Raw genomic sequence first — 18,811 nt, 5'->3', positions numbered from 1 at the left:
CGCACCGGCGTCCGCCGAGAGGTCACCCCACCCCGCTCGCCCGCTTCGCGCGCGATCGACCCTCCCCCTCCAGGCAGGGCAATCGCATGTGGCTCTCCAACGCGACCAAAACGCAATATCGGAATCGCGAAGGCCGCGGGGAGGAAATTTTCGAATCCAAACTGCTCTTTGGAAGCACGAAAAGAATCGAAAATTTCCACATGCGATTGCCCTGCCCCTCCAGGGGAGGGTGAGACCAAGCTTTCGGCGCCGAACCTCGTCTCATCGCCAGTGAGAACGTCTTGCGTTTCGACGACGCATCTCACTCCGGTTACTCCGACCCGTTACGGCCATGACGATGTGGAGAGAGACGAGACTAAGATGACGGTCGCTAAATGCGCCGGCGCCGCGACCTGCTTCGGGTCCATTCACCCTTGGCGGCTTCGTGGCGAGCCTTGCTTTCTTCATATTGCGTCGTGATTGATGTCATCGGATAACGAGATATTCAGGCTGCGGATGCAAAACGCGCCGAGGTTTCCAGGAGCTTCCCATGTCGCTTGATTCGGATGTGATCGTCGATCGCCGCAGGATGCGCCGCAAGCTGACATTCTGGCGGGTGGTGGCGGTGCTGATCGCGATCGCGGCGCTTTCCGCCGTTGGTCTGGCGATGTCGCCGCAGGGGCGCACCGCGCTCTCGACCTCCGGGTCGATCGCCCGCGTCAACATCGAGGGCCTGATCCGCAGCGATCACGAGCGCGTCGAGGCGCTGGAGCGGCTGGAGAATTCATCGGCCGAGGCTGTCATCGTTCACATCAATTCGCCGGGGGGCACCACCGCCGGCTCCGAGCAGCTCTACGATTCGCTGGTGCGACTGAAGGCGAAGAAGCCGCTGGTCGTGGTGGTGGAAGGCCTCGCCGCCTCCGGCGGCTATATCGGCGCGATCGCAGCCGACCACATCGTCGCGCAGCAGAGCTCGCTGGTCGGCTCGATCGGCGTGCTGTTCCAGTATCCCAATGTCAGCGAGCTGTTGAAGACGGTTGGCGTCAAGATCGAGGAGGTCAAATCCTCGCCGCTCAAGGCCGCGCCGAACGGCTACGAACCGACCAGTCCGGAAGCGCGCGCGGCGCTCGATGCCCTGGTAAAGGATTCTTACGCCTGGTTCCGCGGCCTCGTGAAGGATCGCCGCGGCATGGACGACGCGCTGCTGGAGAAGGTCGCCGATGGCCGGGTCTTCACCGGACGGCAGGCGATCGAGCTGAAGCTGATCGATGAGCTCGGCGACGAGAAGACGGCGGTCGCCTGGCTCGTGGCGAACAAGAACGTCAAGAAGGACCTGCCGGTGCGCGACTACAAGCTCGTGCCGCGGTTCGGCGATCTCACCTTCCTGCGAACGGCGACCTCGATGGCGCTCGATGCCGTTGGCCTCTCCGGGATCGCCCGCCAGATCGAGCGCACCGGCGTCGTCCAGGCGGTCGATCGGATCGGCCTCGACGGCATGCTCGCGCTCTGGACGCCCGCGTCGGGCAATTGAAACTCGCCAAGACCATCCTCAGGACGATCTTCCCGTTCCGCGTGTGCTTTGACGGGGTCCGGCGTCGGGGCTCGAAACCCGATTCACGGCCGCGATGAATGATTTAGCGTCTTGACAGTCCAGCATATTTTCACGGAAATGGGATCCGTCTCCCCGGGTACATTTTCTCGATGATTAAATCCGAGCTTGTTCAGCGTATCGCCGAGCACAACCCGCATCTCTACCAGCGGGATGTCGAGAACATCGTCAATGCGATCCTCGATGAAATCGTGGCCGCGCTCGCGCGCGGCGACCGCGTCGAACTACGCGGTTTTGGTGCCTTCTCGGTGAAGCATCGGCCCGCCCGTGCCGGGCGCAACCCGCGGACTGGCGCCCATGTCCCGGTCGACCAGAAAAGCGTCCCGTTCTTCAAGACGGGCAAGGAAATGCGCGAGCGGCTGAACCGGGACCATCCCGACGGCGCTGGTTCTGACGCTGACGATACGGACGAGTGACGCGTCTCGCGCCGGACGTGCCAGCCATTTGACGGCTGATTTCGAGGCGAATCCGCCCTGACCGATACGAGCGAGCGCATGCGCAGATTCCTCACCGTCGTGATCATCCTTCCGCTGCTGGTGCTGTTCGTCGTGTTCGCGGTCGCCAACCGGCATTTCGTTACCGTATCGTTTGATCCCTTCAATGCGACGGATCCGGCGCTCGCCGTCTCGATCCCGCTGTTCGCATTGATCATCGCAGTCGCGATCCTGGGCGTGATCGCCGGCGGCTGCGCCACCTGGATCGGCCAGCGCCGATGGCGCCGGGCCGCGCGCCACCACCTCGCAGAAGCCGAAGCGGCCCGGGCGCAGGTGGCTCAGCTGACCGCCGCAGCGCGTGCGAACCAGGGCTCGGCACAATCCCTGGTTCCGGCCGCGCCGGCCCGGCTTTTCGCCCCTTATGGGCGAGACAAGCAGGGCGCCGCGTTGTAGAAGGCGCGCAAAGCCCGAACGGCCCTCGGAAGCCGTCGGACTCTGGTGATCCTTTCCGCCCGGACGTGCGTTGTTCATCGATGTCCCTGCTCGTCAAAATCTGCGGCCTGACCACGCCCGACACGCTGTCAGCGGCGCTCGACGCGGGCGCCGACATGGTGGGCTTCGTGTTCTTTCCGCCGTCCCCGCGCCACCTCGACCTCACAGGCGCCCGTGAGCTTGGCCGTGCCGCCAAGGGCCGCGCGCTCAAGGTCGCGCTGACGGTCGATGCCGACGACGCGACAGTCGAGAACATCGTCGAGACCTTGCGGCCTGATCTGCTGCAGCTGCATGGCCGCGAAAGCATCGCGCGCATCCGCGACCTCAAGCAGCGCTTCGGCCTGCCGGTCATGAAGGCCATTCCGGTCGAGACATCAGCGGATCTCGCGCCGCTGGCGGGGTACGCCGACGTCTGCGACCGCATCCTGTTCGATGCGCGGGCGCCGAAGGACGCGACGCGGCCTGGCGGGCTCGGTGCCACTTTCGATTGGCATCTGCTCCAAGGGCTGAAGCTCGACCGCCCGTTCATGGTGTCGGGTGGATTGAGCGCGGACAACATCGCCGAGGCCGTGCGGATCACGCGCGCCGGCGGCGTCGACGTGTCATCCGGCGTCGAGCGGGCGCCGGGTGTGAAGGATTGCGACCTGATCAGGAATTTCATTCGCGCGGCGCGGGCCGCTGAAGAGTTGAGCGTTCAATGACGACAGCCATTCCCAATTCCTACCGTAGCGGTCCGGATGACCGCGGTCATTTCGGCATCTTCGGCGGCCGCTTCGTCGCCGAAACCCTGATGCCGCTGATCCTCGACCTGGAAAAGGCGTACGCCGAGGCCAAGGTCGATCCGGCGTTCCACGCCGAGATGACGGGCTATCTCAAGCACTATGTCGGCCGTCCCTCGCCGCTGTACTACGCGGAGCGGCTGACCGAGCATCTCGGCGGCGCCAAGATCTACTTCAAGCGCGAGGAGCTCAATCACACCGGCTCGCACAAGGTCAACAACGTGCTCGGCCAGATCATGGTCGCGCGCCGCATGGGCAAGAAGCGCATCATCGCCGAGACCGGCGCCGGTCAGCATGGCGTCGCCACCGCGACGCTGTGCGCGCGCTTCGGGCTCGACTGCGTGGTCTACATGGGCGCCGTCGACGTCGAGCGGCAGCAGCCGAATGTGATCCGCATGGAGATGCTCGGCGCCAAGGTGGTGCCGGTGCAGTCCGGCGCCAAGACGCTCAAGGACGCCATGAACGAGGCGCTGCGTGACTGGGTCACCAACGTCCACGACACGTTCTACTGCATCGGCACCGTCGCCGGCCCGCACCCCTATCCGATGATGGTGCGCGACTTCCAGTCGGTGATCGGCAGCGAGACGCGCACGCAGATGCAGGAGGCCGAAGGCCGCCTGCCGGATTCGCTGATCGCCTGCATCGGCGGCGGCTCCAATGCGATGGGCCTGTTCCACCCGTTCCTGGACGATCCCACGGTCGAGATCTACGGTGTCGAAGCCGCGGGCCACGGCCTGACGCAGCTACATGCGGCCTCGATCGCCGGCGGTCGTCCCGGTGTGCTGCACGGCAACCGTACCTATTTGCTGATGGACGAAGACGGGCAGATCGAAGAGGCGCATTCGATCTCGGCCGGCCTCGACTACCCCGGCATCGGGCCGGAGCATTCCTGGCTGCATGACGTCGGCCGCGTGAACTACCTCTCCGCAACCGATGAGGAGGCGCTGGCGGCGTTCCAGTTGCTGTCGCGCCTCGAAGGTATCATCCCGGCGCTGGAGCCGGCGCATGCGATCGCCAAGGTGATGGAACTGGCGCCGAAGAAGCCGAGGGATCATCTCATGGTGGTCAACATGTCCGGCCGCGGCGACAAGGACGTGCCGCAAGTCGGCGATATCCTGCGAGGAAGGGCCAGAGCACAGTGACCAGCCGGATGGAAGCGCGGTTCGCGCAGTTGAAGCAGGAAGGCCGCTCGGCGTTCGTCACCTTCGTGATGGCTGGCGACCCCGATCCGGAGACGTCGCTCGCGATCGTCAAGGCGCTGCCGCAGGCCGGCGCCGACATCATCGAGATCGGCATGCCGTTCACCGATCCGATGGCCGACGGTCCGTCGATTCAGGCGGCCGGCCTGCGTGCGCTCAAGGCCGGCATGACCTTGAAGAAGACCTTGCAGCTGGTGCGCAGCTTCCGCGACAGCGACGCGGCCACGCCGATCGTGCTGATGGGCTACTACAATCCGATCTACATCTATGGCGTCGACAGGTTTCTCGAAGATGCCAAGAGCGCCGGGGTGGACGGCCTGATCATCGTCGACCTGCCGCCGGAAGAGGACACCGAGCTCTGCATCCCCGCCCTGAAGGCGGGACTCAACTTCATCCGGCTGGCGACGCCGACGACCGATGACAAGCGGCTGCCGGCGGTGCTCGCGAACACCTCCGGCTTCGTCTACTACGTGTCGATCACCGGCATTACCGGCGCCGCGGCGGCGGATTCGTCCGCCGTGGGCGCCGCCGTGGCGCGGATCAAGCGCCACACGGCGCTGCCCGTCTGCGTCGGTTTCGGCATCCGGACACCGGAGACTGCCCGCGCCATCGCCGCCAATTCCGACGGGGCCGTGGTCGGCACTGCCTTGGTCGACGCCTTGCGCGCCAGTCTCGATCCTGAGGGACGAGCGACGCCCAAGACAGTCAGCGCCGTCGCCGATCTGGCCGCGGCCCTGGCCCAGGGTGTGCGCGGCGCCCAGCAGGCCGCGGAATAGGCCGTCAACCACCATTCGACCGGGTGTCGCGGCCGGCTTGCCGTGACGCTGCCGTCCCGCCATATATCCGGGCGACCGCAAAACGGAGCTTATCATGAACTGGCTTACCAACGTGGTCCGGCCGAAGATCCGCAACATTCTCCGCCGCGAGACGCCGGAGAATCTCTGGATCAAGTGCCCGGATTCCGGACAGCTCGTGTTCTACAAGGACGTCGAGGCCAACCAGTTCGTCATCCCCGGCTCCAACTACCACATGCGCATGGGCGCGTCGGCGCGGCTCAAGTCGATGTTCGACAACGAGACCTGGTTCGACGTTGCGCTTCCCGAGGTCACGCCCGACCCGCTGAAATTCCGTGACGAGCGCCGCTATGCCGACCGCATCAAGGACGCGCGGGCACGCACCGGCATGAACGATGCCGTCAAGGTCGGCTACGGCAAGCTCGAAGGCATGGGCGCCGTCATTGCCGTGCAGGATTTCGATTTCATGGGCGGTTCGCTCGGCATGGCCGCCGGCGAGGCGATCGTGCGCGGGCTGGAGCTTGCGCTCGAGAAGAAGTCGCCTTTCATTGTCTTTGCAGCCTCCGGCGGCGCCCGCATGCAGGAAGGCATCCTGTCGCTGATGCAGATGCCGCGCACCACGGTCGCCGTGCAGATGCTGCGCGAAGCGAAGCTGCCCTACATCGTGGTGCAGACCAATCCGACCACCGGCGGTGTCACGGCCTCCTACGCGATGCTGGGCGACGTCCACATTGCCGAGCCCGGTGCGCTGATCGGCTTCGCCGGCGCGCGCGTGATCGAGCAGACCATCCGCGAGAAGCTGCCGGAAGGCTTCCAGCGCGCCGAGTATCTGCTCGACCACGGCATGGTCGACATGGTCGTGCATCGTCATGATCTGCGTCCGACCCTGGCGCGGCTCTGCCGCCTGCTGACCAAGGCGCCGGCCGTCGAACAGGCCAAGCCCGCGCCGCAGCTGCCGCCGCCGGCCAAGGCTGTCGAAGCGGCCGATGCGCCGGCGGTCGCGCCCACAGCGTGAGCCAACCGGACGCCCCGCAGCAACCTTCGCTCGACGAGCTGATCGCCCGTCTCTCCGCGCTGCATCCAAGCCGGATCTCGCTCGGGCTCGAGCGGATGCACCGGCTGCTCGGCCAGCTCGATCATCCCGAGCGCAAGCTGCCGCCGGTGATTCATGTCGCCGGCACCAACGGCAAGGGCTCCACGGTCGCCTATCTCAGGGCGATGCTCGAAGCCGCAGGCCTGCGCGTCCACGTCTTCACCTCGCCCTGGCTGGTGCGCATCAATGAGAGCTATCGCCTCGGCAAGGTCGGCGGCGGCGTTCTGGTCGAGGACGAGGAGCTGATCTCCGCGCTCCTGGAATGCGAGCGGGTCAACGCCGGTGCGCCGATCACCTTCTTCGAAGTCAAGACCGTGGCGGCGTTCGTGCTGTTCGCCAGGCATCCTGCCGACGTCGTGCTGCTCGAGGTCGGGCTCGGTGGCCGGCTGGATTCCACCAATGTGGTCGAGCAGGTCGCGGCGTCGGTGCTGACGCCGATCAGCATGGACCACATGGAATTTCTCGGCGACACCAGGGCGCTGATCGCGGCCGAGAAGGCTGCGATCATCAAGCGCGGTTGCCCGGTCATATCCGCGGCGCAGGAGCCTGACGCGATGGCGGTGATCGAGGCCGGGGCCAGGCGCCAGCGTGCGCCGCTGTTTGCCGCCGGCGAGAGCTGGCACGTCAGCGTCGAGCGCAATCGTCTCGTGTATCAGGACGATCGCGGGCTTCTCGATCTACCAGCACCAAAGTTGTTTGGCCGGCATCAGTTCGATAATGCAGGTCTTGCGATCGCGACCTTGCGCGCCATCGATCAGTTCAAGCTCACCACGAAGGCATTCGAGGACGGCATCGTCGGCGCCGAATGGCCGGCGCGCATGCAGCGCCTGTCGAGCGGCGCGCTCACCACGCTCGCGCCGCAGGGCGCGGAGATATGGCTCGACGGGGGCCACAATGCCGAAGGCGGCCGCGTCGTCGCGGCGGCGCTCGGTGACCTCGAAGAGCGCGTCTCGCGGCAACTGGTCATGATCGTCGGGATGATGGGCAACAAGGATGCGGCGGCCTTCCTCGCCAATTTCTCCGGACTGACGCGCCACATCATCGTCGTGCCCATTCCCAACGAGAGCAAGGCGATGGCGCCGACGGATCTCGCGGCGGCCGCGCGCACACTCGGCATGCGCGTCGAGATCGCCGACGGCGTGGCGTCCGCGCTCGCCGGCATCGCGCGTCTTGCCTATGAGGTGCCGCCGCGTATCCTGATCACGGGGTCGCTCTATCTCGCGGGTCACGTGCTCGACCTCAACGGCACGCCGCCGACCTGAGGGGAATAGCGCATGCGCTTTGCCGCGATCGCAGACGTCCACGGCAACCATCTCGCGCTCGAAGCCGTGCTGGCTGACATCCGCGCGCAAGGTGTTGATGAGATCGTCAATCTCGGCGACATGGCGAGCGGACCGCTCGATGCGCGGCGCACGATGGACCTGCTGATGCCGCTCGATGCGGTCCATGTGCGCGGCAATCACGATCGCTGGCTGATCGACCGCCCGCCCGAGAAGATGGGCGCATGGGAGCGTCCGGCCTATGCCCAGCTTGAAGCTGCTCATCTCGACTGGCTGCGAACGATCCCGGCGACCGCTGTGTATCGCGACAAGGTCTTCCTCTGTCACGCTACGCCCGCGGACGACAACGTCTACTGGCTCGAGAACGTGGCGCCGGATGGCGCCGTCACCTGCGCGCCGCTCGATGCGATTGAGACAATTGCCGCAGGCATTGCGCAGTCGCTGATCCTGTGCGGCCATACCCACACCGCGCGTGCGGTGCGGCTTCGCGATGGGCGGCTGATCGTCAACCCCGGCAGCGTCGGCAGCCCGGGCTATTCCTATAACGTGCCGCATCCGCACGTGATGGAAGCCGGCACACCGGATGCCCGCTACGCGATCCTGGAGCAGCAATCGGCTGGTTGGAGCGTGAGCTTCCGCCACGTCCCCTATGATCATGAAACCATGGCCGCGCTGGCGCGTGCCAATGGCGATGCCGAGTTCGCATCGGCGCTCGCGACCGGCTGGATCCGCTGAGATTACGCGAGCAGCTTCAAGGGATCGGCGACTTTCTGCTCGAGCTGCTCGAAGGTGCATTGCTTCGCCGGCTTGTCGGGACGCCAGCGCAGGATCGAGGTGCCGTGGCGAAAACGCTCGCCGGAGAAATGGTCGTAGCTGACCTCGATCACCAGCTTCGGTTTGAGCGGACACCATTCCGCCGAGCGCTCGGTCGACCAGCGGCTCGGCCCGCCCGGCGCATTGCCGGTGAAGCCGGGCGGAGCAATCAGCGGCTCCAGCCTGTCGGTCAGCGCGGGCTTCTCGTCCCTCTTGATTGCCGAGGTGAAGCCCACGTGATGCAGCAGGCCGTCATCGTCGTAGAGGCCGAGCAGCAGCGAGCCGACCAGCTTCTTTCCGCTCGCGCCTTTGTTAGTGGCGTAGCGGAAGCCGCCGATGACGCAATCGGCGGAGCGGTAGCGCTTGATCTTCTGCATGCCGTCGCGGTTTCCCGCCTGGTAGGGCAGGTCGATGCGCTTGGCGATGACGCCATCCGAGCCGCCGCCGGACTGCGCCAGCCAGTCTTGAGCCGTCGCGAAGCGCGTCGTCGCAGGCGACAGCCGGAACGTCGCATGTCCCGCGAAGTTCGCCTTCGCGAATGCCTCCAGCACCGGCCGCCGTTCCTGCAGCGGCTGCACCATCAGCTCCGTCTTTCCGCTCGCCAGCAGGTCGAAGGCGAGGAACAGCGCCGGCGTCTCAGCGGACAGTTTCTTCACCCGGCTGGCAGCGGGATGGATCCGCTGCAACAGCGCGTCGAAGGAGAACGACTTTGCCTGCGGCACCACCAGCTCGCCGTCGAGCGTGAAGCTGGTCGCCTTCAGCTCGCGCGCGGCGGCGACGACCTCCGGGAAGTAGCGCGCGAGATCCTCACCGGCCTTGGACTGCATCGTCACACCAGCCCCTTCGCGTGACAGCAGGCAGCGGAAGCCATCCCATTTCGGCTCGTACTGCCACTCCTCGCCCCGCGGGATGTCGTCCACCGAGCGCGCCTCCATGGCGAGAAGGCTGGATCTGCGGGAGGGGGAGCGGCGGGGGCGGGCGGGCATGGCGAAATCCGAAAACGCTGCAAACACCCCTCTCAACGCAAACGGCCGGCGATTCCGCCGGCCGTTCGAGAAAAATGTCCTGTGCCTGTAGCCTGCACGAGCAGAGCGATATGCGGGGACGGTGATCCCCTACAGGATCATACCGCCGACGAGATCCACTGCTGAAGCTTGGCCTTGGGCGCGGCGCCGACCTGGCGGGAGGCCATCTCGCCGCCCTTGAACACCATCAGGGTCGGGATCGACATCACGCCGTATTTCGAGGCGGTCTTCGGGCTCTCGTCGACGTTCAGCTTGACGATCTTGACCTTGTCGCCCATCGCGCTCGAGATCTCGTCGAGGGCGGGCGCGATCATGCGGCAAGGGCCGCACCACTCGGCCCAGAAGTCGACCACGACCGGGCCGTCCGCCTTCAACACTTCGCTTTCGAAATCGGCGTCGGAAACCTTGCCAACGGCCATGGGATTACCTCGTTCGGTTGGAGGGAGCGGCGTGGATGTCGCGCCGCCTCTGCGTGGGTGTCAAAGTATGAATGGCGTGATGCCGGGTCAAGCGGGCTCACTCAGACGTGCTGGGATGGCAGCATGGCGTCCAGCGCGGAGACGGGAAGCTCCATGAATTCAGCGGTTTCGGTCCAGAGCAGGGCGGCGCGGACGGTCCTGCCGGGGTACAATTGGCCGAGCACGGCGCGGTACAGCGCGAGCTGGCGGACATAGGCTGGTGGCACCTCGGCGAGAGTCGAAGCCGGCTGCTGATTGGTCTTGAAGTCGACGATCAGCACCGCGGCCTCGGTCACGACCAGGCGGTCGATCTGACCCGACACCAGCGCCGGCGGTTGCCCCGCCAGCGCGAGCCGGCCGACGATCGACACCTCCGCGCGGCTGCCGGCCGCGAACACCGCGGCAAAGCGCGTGTCTTCGATCACGCCGAGGACGCGCGCCGCGAGCCGCTCCCGCTCGTCCTCCGGCCAATCGGGGGCATTGCGCAACAGATACCGCAACGCCGCGTCGCGGCGCCGCTCCGGCAGCACATCCGGCAGCGACTGCAGCAGGCGGTGCACCAATGTACCGCGCTGCATCGCAAGACTGCGCGCCGCCAGTGATTCGCCCGTGCGCACCGGACGCTCCTCGCCGGAGGGATCGGACGGCCTCAGCACAGCGACATCAGCGGGGCTCTCCGCTGCCGCCGTCCGCAGCCAGGCCGGCAGCGCGACTGCCGTCTCCACCATGCGCCGCGCCTCGTCTTTCGCGGTCTCGGCGATATCCTCGGCCCGCGCATAGCGCTTCACGGGACCGTCCTCGGTTTCGATCACCTCGACCTCGAGGCCCGCGGCTTCTAGCCCGCGTGCCATCAGGTCGTACCAGCTGCCGCCGCGGACATTGTTCATGTTGCCCGGCATGCAGCCGCCGATCACGAGCCGGTCGGCGGCGCGGGTCATCGCGACGTACAGCAGCCGGCGATACTCGTCCTCGGTGTCCTTGAGCATTGCCGCGCGCGCCGCGACCACGGCTTGCGGATCGTCGGCCTTGCGTCCGGCCCAGACCACGATCTCCTGCTCGCCATGCGGCACGTGGATCAGCCGCAGCCGCTGCGAATCCGAAGGCGAGGAGGTCGTGTCGACCAGGAACACGACCGAGGCCTCGAGGCCCTTGGCGCCGTGCACGGTCATCACTCGGATCTCGTCGCGCGAAATCTCCATGTCGCGCTTCACCTCGGTATCGGCCGCGCGCAGCCACGCGACGAAGCCCTGCAGCGAGGCCGGCGCCTTGCGCTCATAGGACAGCGCCAACTCGAGAAATTCGTCGAGCGCGTCGTTGGCCTCGTGGCCGAGCCGCGCCAGGATGCGGCGCCGTCCGCCGTCGCCGCCGAGCAGCCAGGCATAGAACGCGAACGGCGTATCCTCGGCGGCGCGACGCTCGCATTGCTGCAGTCGGCGCACCACCGCCTGCAGCCGCTCGTCACCAGCGGCCTGCGCGGCGAGCGCCTCGCGCAGAGACCCGCGGCGCTGCCAAGCCAGCTTGAACAGGTCGTCATCGTCGAGCCCGAACAGCGGGCTCTTCAGCGCGGTGGCCAACGCCAGATCGTCCTGCGGCAGCAGCAGCGCGTCGGCAAGGTTCATGAGGTCGATGATGGCGATGTGCTCGGTCAGCTTCAGCCGGTCGGCGCCGGCCACGGGGATGCCGGCATGCTTCAGCGCCTGGATCACCGCGTCGAACGCATTGCCGCGCCGGCGCACCAGGATCAGCATGTCGCCATAGCTCAGCCGCCGCCGCGCACGATCATGACCGGTCATCGTGCCCGTCTGGATCAGCCGCTTGATCTCGGCCTGGATGCGGCGCGACAGCTTCACCTCGGGACTCGTCACCGAGACGCCGTCGAACGGCGCGCGCCAGCCCTCGATCTCCTTGCGGTCGTCGCGCTCGCTGAGACTCCACAGCTCGACCAGGCTCGGCCCGGCATCGGTCAACGCGTTGTGGATGGGGTAGCCGATATCGGGCGAATGGATGCTGCTGTAGACCTCGCGCTCGCGGAATACGTGATCGACCGCGTGCAGCACCGTCGGGCCGGAGCGGAACGAATAGGTGAAGGACACCGGATCGAACAGCAGCCCGGCATCGGTGAAGCGCTGCTGCAGCTGGCGACGGCGCGCATCGAACTCGTGCGGATCGGCGCCCTGGAACGAGAAGATCGACTGCTTCTCGTCGCCGACCGCGAAGATCGTGCGCGTCAGCCCGTCGCGCGCGCCGGCGCCGGCGGTGAACTCCTCGATGATGTGGGCGACGATGTCCCATTGCCGCGGGCTGGTGTCCTGCGCCTCGTCGATCAGCACGTGATCGACGCCGCGGTCGAGCTTGTAGTGCACCCAGCCGGCCGAGACGCGGTTGAGCATCGCCAGCGTCTTGTCGATCAGGTCGTCATAGTCGAGCAGCCCGCGCTCCTGCTTCTCGCGGCGATAGTTCGCGGCCGCGGCGGTCGCGATCTGCAACAGCGCCTCGGTGCGGTCGCGCACGACGGCGGCGCGGCGCTTCTCGATCAGACGATCGAGCCGGCGTGCCTCCGAGTCGAACAGCCCGGCGAGGCCTGGATTGCTCTCGGCGAACTTCTTGGTCAGCACCGATTTGCGCGGCTCCTTGTCATCGGTGAGGAACACGCGAAGATATTCGTCGACCTGATCGCTGCCCGAGAACGCGAGCGCCGCGCGCAACTGATCGGCCTGCTTCTGGTCGGTCTTGGCGCCGCCGTCGAGCCGCGCGGCAATCTCGGTCCAATCCGCGCGGGGCAGATTGGGACCATCGAGGATGTCGCGCTCGATCGCCTCCAGCGTCTCATCGGCGCCGATGCCGAGCACCTCGCCGAGATGCTGCGCGGCGACTTCGACACGGCCGGCGCCGTCTGTCCAGGCCATGAAGTGATCACGGCTGAGACAGGCCTCGCGCACGACCTCCTTGAAGGTCGAATCGGCCGCATTGGCCATCGCCACCTGCAGCGCGCGGCCGACCGCGCTGTCCGGCGCGCGCGCCGCGTCGAGCATCACCTTGAGATTGGCGCGCTCCATCATCTCGGTCTGGTCGCGGTCGTCGAGCACCGAGAACCGTGCCGGTACGTTGGCCTCGAACGGAAACTGCTGCAGCAACCGTGTGCACAGCGCGTGGATGGTCTGCACCTTCAGCCCGCCCGGCGTCTCCAGCGCGCTGGCAAACAGCTTGCGCGCCGCCGCGCGCAGCTTCTTGTCGGACTGTAGAATGCCCGTCGATCTGATGGCGCCGTCGAGTGCGTCGTCGTCGAGCGTCACCCAATGGCCGAGCGTCGAGAACACGCGCTCGGCCATGTTGGCGGCGGCGGCCTTGGTGAAGGTGATGCAGAGGATCTTCTCCGGCGGCACGCCGTCGAGCAGCAGCCGGATCACGCGCTGCACCAGCACATGCGTCTTGCCCGAGCCGGCATTGGCGGACACGAACGCTGACGCCGCCGGGTTCGACGCGCGCGTCTGCGCCTCGCTCACGGCTGCGGGAATGGGGCGGGGCGCCTTCACCATTCCTCGACTCCCAGGCCGCCTGCCGCCGACCACTCCTTGATGCGGGCGAGATCGTCATAGCTGCCGTAGCGGTTTGCCCACATCGACAGGTTCAGCGAGGTGTAGCCTTGATTGACGTCCTCGAAGCTGCGGATCAGCGCTTCGAGCTTGGCGCGCGCTTCCTGCGCGGCCTGGTCCGGGTGCTGCGGCGTATCGCTCTTGTTGATCTTCAATTCGAGAATGCGCTCTTCGCCCGGCGGATTGTTGCCAGACAGCCTGACATAGACCAGCTGGCTGATCAGGCTGCCGGCCGGGATGCCCTCGAAGCCGCCCTCGCGCAGGATCGCGGCCTCCAATGTCAGCTGTGGCGACAGCCCCATGCGCACCTGCTTGCCCGTCGGCGGCTGGCCGGTCTTGTAGTCGAGGATGGCGTAGGTGCCCTCGGCGCGCTGCTCGATACGGTCGGCGCGCGCCGACAGCGTGAAGGTGCGGCCCTGGTCGAGAGGAATGCCGATCTCGCCGCGGATCTCCGCAGTGATCGCACCGATCTGCTCGCGGCGCGCGCTCTCCCAGGCGGCGAACCAGCCGGCGATGCGCTGGAAGCGCGGCCACCACAGCGCGCGCGCCTCTGGGCGCTCCATCAACGGCGCAAAGTGCTTCTCGCCGATCACGCGCAGCGCATGCGCCGGGTGCAGCGGCAGCGCCTCGGCATAGGTTTGCGTGAACTCGCCGATCGCCTCGTGAATGGCCGAGCCGCGATCGGCCGCCGACAGCGGCATATCGACGGGATCGAGCGCTTCGAGGCGCAGGATGTAGCGGGCGAAGATGGTGTAGGGATCGCGCAGCCAGTCCTCGATGGCTGTGACCGACATCCGCAGCGGTCGTGCCGAGAGCGGCGGCTTCGGCGCCGGCTGCTCGATCGGCTTCACCGCGGGAGGCTGGTCGAGCACCTCGGCATAGCGGACGTAGGTATCGCCACGGGCCGTGGCGGCTTTCCAGCGCTCGGTGCCGGCCACCGCCTGGAGCCGGTGCAGGAAGCGCGAGGCCACGGCCGGCGCGCCGCCGGATTTCGCAGCGTGAGTCAGGATCACCTCGGGCGCGCCGAGCAGCTGCGCGAAGTCATGCGCCGACAGGCCGATGCGGCGCTCGGGAAGATCGAGGCCGAGCTGGTGCCGCATCGGGCGGCTGAGCCAGGGATCGATCCGCGGTGCCGGCGGCCATGTGCCCTCGATCAGGCCGCCGACGATGATGCGGTCGGCTTGCATCAAGCGCGCTTCGAGCGGGCCATAGATCTGCAGTTGCGCGCCATGCCGCTCGGGGCGGCGCACGGCGCGGTCAGAGAAGGCGGTGTGGAACAGGTCCGGATAGTCCGACAGCGGCGCCATCAGGCCGCAGCGCTCGCCGGGAGCGAGGAGATCATCGAAGCAGCGCGCCAGCGCCGCGCCGTCGCGATCGGCGAACGCGGTGCTGAGGCCGACATCGTCTGAAGACAGCGCGATCAGCACCTCGCGGTGGCGTGCCGCCAGCTCGGCGAAATCCTGCGGGCGCGGCGAGGCGAGATTTTCCAGCGGCGCCAGCGCTGTCTGCAGCTGTGCGATCAGCGCGCCGGCCTGGTCGAGCTGCTCGGGCCTGAGCCGCGCGCGCGGTTCGGCACGGTGCAGCGACGACGCCTCGCCCTGGTGCAGCTTGCCGTGCTCGTCGCGGAAGCGCGCGAAGTCGCGCGCGAGCCCGTTCGTTCCGGCTTGCGGTCGGGTGCCGCGAAGCAAAGCGAGCTCCAGCGTTTCGATCGCATTCTTCCAGCCATGGGCGGCGCGGCCAAGGCGGCACAGCGGATGCTTGAGCAGCGCCAACAATGTCGGCGGCTCCAGGCCGCGGGCCGCGGCTTCCGCGGCGAGGCGCGCGAAGATGCCGGCCGGTGTCTCCAGCAGCGCGTCACCGCCGGAATCGTCGAAGGTGAGGTGCCAGCGCGTCAGCGCCGCCATCACCCGCCGCGCCAGGGCGCGGTCGGGCGTCACCAGCGCAGCCGACTTGCCGAGATGACGCGCCTCGCGCATCGCGATCGCAATTGCCAGCGCCTCCATCTCCGGATTGGGCGCGGCGACCACGGCGAGATTGTCCATCGCTTCGGCGATGTTGGCGGCGATGTCGAACTGGCGCAGCCGCTCGTGCCAAATGGCGGTCGCCTCGGACGGCCGCATCGCCTCTGATATCAGCACCTCGCGGCCGCCGCGCCCCGTGGGCGCGAGCCGCACCACGTCGCGCCGCTCCAGGCCGAAGCGCTTGAGCAGGAGGTGCATCGCATATTGCGGATGGTTGACCGCTGGTGGCGCCAGCACGCGCCCGCCGCGATCCCTCGCGCCGCCGATCGAGGACCAGGCGGGTTCGTCGAGATCGGTGTCGAGTCCCGGCAGCACCACGGCGCCATGCGGCAGCTTGGCGACCGCGAGCAGGAATTTTGCGGTCGCCGGCATCGAGCCGGTCGAGCCCGCCGCAATCACGGGACCATCGGGATGCGCCGACAGCCGCGCGGCTTCGGCGGCTATGAGCAGATCGCGCCGCGCTGCCGGCTCGATGCGTTCGATCTCCGCAAGATAGGCCGGCCACGCCGTGCGCGCGATGCGCAGGAATTCGAGCGAATGCTGCCAATAGCGGTCGAGCTGATCCGGCACGAGATCATCGAGCGCATCCCACGAGACGCCGCGCGTCACCATGTCGTCGATCAGCCGCGCCAGGTCGCCGGCCAATGCAAGCGTCGAGGCGGGGCCGCCGACGACCAGCGGCGCCGACACCGGCGTCTTGGCCCAGGCCGCCACCAGCCGCGCCAGCGTGAGCCGGCGCTGCAGGTCGTCGAGCCGCTCGGGGATCTCCAGCGGCGCGGGTCCGAGGAAGGCGTCGCGATCCTCCGCGAAGGCGAGCTCGTCCTCGTCGATGTCGCCGAGCGCGACCAGCCGCGGCAGCACCGCAGCGTCGGTCTTGAGCTCGTCGAGGAACATTTCACGCGCGACACGGAGCGAGCGCCGCGTCGGCAGATACAGCGTCGCGGTCGCGAGCCTGGCCGGATCGCTGCGCGCCTCGAAGCCGTCGACCAGCCGGCCATCGACCAGCGCCGCGATCACGCTGCGCAGGAACGGGGCCGAGATGGGAACGGTGAAGACGCGCATGGCCTGCGATTCGCGGGTGAACTCTGGGCGTCTATATAGGGAGCGGCGGGCCGAAGGTCATATCTGGGGTGTGGATGGGTGTTGATAGATGCGGGGGGCGTGCTCGATGTCAGTTGCCCCGGCGCGCATGGAGCCCCAGCTGCAGCCACCTCCTCCGCTGTCATCGCCCGGTTCAACCGGGCGATCCAGTACTCCGAGACGGTTCGGCTTGAACCGAGAAGCCGCGGCGTACTGGATCGCCCGCTTTCGCGGGCGATGACAACGGAGTTTGTGGAACGAGCTACCCACCCCATCATCATTGTGAGCGAAGCGTTCAGCCCCGGGGACATGGCTGCGAAGCAATCCAGAGCCACGCCCGAAGCCGTGGATTGCTTCGCAGCGCGCAACGCTCGCAATGACGGAGAAAAAGCCGCTGCGTTCCGGTTGACGCTCAGATCAAATCTCGCTGTCGTCCCGGGCAAGCCATCGGCAGCGCGCCAGCGCTGTCGGAGGCGCCGACCCGGGACCCATAGCCACAGGCGGTTATTTGTTGTGGGATGGCCATGACCTGTCTTTGCCACACGCCCGCCGGTGGCTATGGATCCCGGCTCTGCGCCCCGGCCTCGCTGCGCGATGCCTGGGCTTGGCCAGGACGAGACCGAATTGCAGGAGGCAGGTCGGCCAAAGTCTTACGCCGCACTCTCCATCAGCGCCTCTTCGGCTTCGGTCACTGCGTCCGGCGTGCCGACATGCATCCACACGCCTTCGAGACGCAGCCCGAACAGGCGGTCCTGCTCGTTCGCCTTGTCGAACATCTTCGTCAGCGAAAACTCGCCTGACGGCGCGCCGTCGAAGATCGCGGGCGAGATGATGGCGGCGCCGGCATAGACGAACGGCACCACCTGGTGCTCCCGGCGTTTGCGCAAAGTCCCGTCGGCGAGCATGGCGTAGTCGCCGAGGCCGGAATAGCCGATCGAGGTCGCGGTGGGCGCCATCAGCAGCATGATGTCCATGCGTTCCGGATCGAACGCGTCGGCGAGGCGGGCGAGGTTCTGGCGCACGCCCTCGATCCACATCGTATCGGAGTTGAGGTGGAAGAACGGCTCGTGCCCGAGCAGCGGCAGCGCCTTGACGACGCCGCCGCCGGTGCCGAGCACCTGGTCGCGCTCGTCGGAGATGATCACGCGAGGTGTCCTGCGCGTCGCGGTGTGCGCGATGATCTGGTCGGCCAGATAGTGCACGTTGACCACTGCCTCGGCGACGCCGGCATCGGCCAGGCGGTCGAGCACGTGGTCGAGCAGCGGGCGTCCGGCGACGCGCACCAGCGGTTTGGGCATCGTCTCAGTCAGCGGGCGCATGCGTAGTCCGAGGCCGGCGGCGAGGACCATGGCTTTGTGCGGCTTGACGGGCATCTTCGAAGCATCTCGATCAAAGGTGGTATGGGCGAATCATACCACGCAAAAACATCTATCGTCTCGGTCGGTTGCGATAGCCGGACCCGATGACGAATATGCGACGGCGGCGCCGCCGTCGTGATGCAAGATGCCGCAGAGGCGCCCCGCTAGGCCTCGGCGGGCGCGCGCTTGTTGGTCTTCTTCTTGCCCTGCTTCAGGAAGGTGACGCCGATCTGGTCGCCATTGACCCAGGCCAGCTCGCAGCGGCGATAGGCGAGGCCGGTCGACGACAGCAGCAGGAAGAATTCCTTCAGATGCAGGCCCTCGACCGAGCCCTCCACCGTCAGCTTGGCGCCGGTCTCGGAGACGTCCTCGATGGTGCAGTTGCGCCGCCAGGTGCCGTCGATGCCCATCATGAAAGCCGGGATGCCGCGCTCGAAGACGACGCGCTCGCCCTTCATCCGCTCTGCCATCTCGACCTCCATTCCCGCGCGACGCAGCGTAGCGTGGCGGGCGCAAGGTAAAGGGGGATGGCTAAGAAGCGGTAAAGCTACGGGGGAAGAGCAATTGTGTAGACTCTCTCCACGGCGGCGGTCGGCTCCCCTCCCCCTCTTGCGGGGAGGGGTTGGGGGTGGGGGTCCGCGGACGCAGAATGTCGTTGGGTTACTTGGTCTGCCAGCGCTGAGATATCAGCGATCACGATCTACCGACGATGCGCAGCGGAGTCCGTTCTCATCCCTGAAAGTATCGCCCGGGGACCCCCGCCCCCGACCCCTCCCAGCAAGGGGGAGGGGAGCGCACCGTCGG

Annotated in this window: 15 protein-coding genes; 9 read left to right on the top strand and 6 right to left on the bottom strand. The window is 67.1% G+C overall.

The genetic code is table 11. The annotated features are described in order from the left end of the window. Window positions 1–529 precede the first annotated feature (529 nt). The 9 genes from sppA (at window position 530) to S58_RS00475 (ending at window position 8,394) form a co-directional block, all read left to right on the top strand. Window positions 530–1,510, top strand: a complete 981-nt coding sequence (gene sppA / locus S58_RS00515; RefSeq protein ID WP_015663265.1) for a signal peptide peptidase SppA — start codon at window positions 530–532, stop codon at window positions 1,508–1,510. Window positions 1,511–1,680: 170 nt separating this feature from the next. Next, window positions 1,681–2,004: an integration host factor subunit beta gene (locus tag S58_RS00510; protein ID WP_015663264.1), complete on the top strand. Its 324-nt coding sequence runs from the start codon at window positions 1,681–1,683 to the stop codon at window positions 2,002–2,004. Between the two features lie 78 nt (window positions 2,005–2,082). Then, entirely contained in the window at window positions 2,083–2,475 is a 393-nt protein-coding gene (locus tag S58_RS00505) for a DUF1049 domain-containing protein (RefSeq protein ID WP_015663263.1), read from the top strand. Window positions 2,476–2,555: 80 nt separating this feature from the next. After that, window positions 2,556–3,215, top strand: coding sequence for a phosphoribosylanthranilate isomerase (locus tag S58_RS00500; protein ID WP_015663262.1), 660 nt, complete (start codon window positions 2,556–2,558; stop codon window positions 3,213–3,215). Continuing rightward, entirely contained in the window at window positions 3,212–4,435 is a 1,224-nt protein-coding gene (gene trpB / locus S58_RS00495; RefSeq protein ID WP_015663261.1) for a tryptophan synthase subunit beta, read from the top strand. Before S58_RS00500 ends, trpB begins: the two co-directional genes overlap by 4 nt. Before the next feature lie 8 nt (window positions 4,436–4,443). Beyond that, window positions 4,444–5,268, top strand: coding sequence for a tryptophan synthase subunit alpha (trpA, locus tag S58_RS00490; RefSeq protein WP_377813172.1), 825 nt, complete (start codon window positions 4,444–4,446; stop codon window positions 5,266–5,268). A gap of 94 nt (window positions 5,269–5,362) precedes the next feature. Continuing rightward, on the top strand, window positions 5,363–6,301 hold the full coding sequence (gene accD, locus S58_RS00485) for an acetyl-CoA carboxylase, carboxyltransferase subunit beta (RefSeq protein ID WP_015663259.1): 939 nt from the start codon (window positions 5,363–5,365) through the stop codon (window positions 6,299–6,301). After that, a complete protein-coding gene (locus S58_RS00480) occupies window positions 6,298–7,641 on the top strand; it encodes a bifunctional folylpolyglutamate synthase/dihydrofolate synthase (protein ID WP_015663258.1) in 1,344 nt (447 codons plus the stop codon). Before accD ends, S58_RS00480 begins: the two co-directional genes overlap by 4 nt. A 12-nt stretch (window positions 7,642–7,653) precedes the next feature. Beyond that, entirely contained in the window at window positions 7,654–8,394 is a 741-nt protein-coding gene (locus S58_RS00475) for a metallophosphoesterase family protein (protein WP_015663257.1), read from the top strand. 2 nt (window positions 8,395–8,396) lie between these two features. Here the strand turns inward: S58_RS00475 and S58_RS00470 are convergent, their stop codons facing one another. The 6 genes from S58_RS00470 to S58_RS00445 all read right to left on the bottom strand — a co-directional run bounded on the left by S58_RS00470 (window position 8,397) and on the right by S58_RS00445 (window position 18,477). Next, the gene (locus S58_RS00470; protein ID WP_015663256.1) at window positions 8,397–9,407 is read right to left on the bottom strand and encodes an ATP-dependent DNA ligase; all 1,011 of its coding nucleotides are present in this window, start codon (window positions 9,405–9,407) and stop codon (window positions 8,397–8,399) included. 188 nt (window positions 9,408–9,595) lie between these two features. Continuing rightward, window positions 9,596–9,916, bottom strand: a complete 321-nt coding sequence (trxA, locus tag S58_RS00465; protein ID WP_015663255.1) for a thioredoxin — start codon at window positions 9,914–9,916, stop codon at window positions 9,596–9,598. Window positions 9,917–10,017: 101 nt separating this feature from the next. Beyond that, window positions 10,018–13,491 carry a double-strand break repair helicase AddA gene (gene addA, locus S58_RS00460; protein WP_015663254.1) on the bottom strand — a complete coding sequence of 1,158 codons (3,474 nt, stop codon included), beginning with the start codon at window positions 13,489–13,491 and terminating at the stop codon, window positions 10,018–10,020. Beyond that, window positions 13,485–16,631: a double-strand break repair protein AddB gene (gene addB, locus S58_RS00455; protein ID WP_015663253.1), complete on the bottom strand. Its 3,147-nt coding sequence runs from the start codon at window positions 16,629–16,631 to the stop codon at window positions 13,485–13,487. Before addB ends, addA begins: the two co-directional genes overlap by 7 nt. Before the next feature lie 668 nt (window positions 16,632–17,299). Next, window positions 17,300–18,022 carry a nucleotidyltransferase family protein gene (locus S58_RS00450; protein WP_015663252.1) on the bottom strand — a complete coding sequence of 241 codons (723 nt, stop codon included), beginning with the start codon at window positions 18,020–18,022 and terminating at the stop codon, window positions 17,300–17,302. 149 nt (window positions 18,023–18,171) lie between these two features. After that, the gene (locus tag S58_RS00445) at window positions 18,172–18,477 is read right to left on the bottom strand and encodes a PilZ domain-containing protein (protein ID WP_015663251.1); all 306 of its coding nucleotides are present in this window, start codon (window positions 18,475–18,477) and stop codon (window positions 18,172–18,174) included. Between the last annotated feature and the right edge of the window lie 334 nt (window positions 18,478–18,811).

It is taken from the genome of Bradyrhizobium oligotrophicum S58 (genome assembly GCF_000344805.1).
GTDB lineage: Bacteria > Pseudomonadota > Alphaproteobacteria > Rhizobiales > Xanthobacteraceae > Bradyrhizobium > Bradyrhizobium oligotrophicum.
The sequence above is the reverse complement of the archived record's forward strand: the minus strand, read 5'-3'. Positions and strand labels throughout refer to the sequence as shown.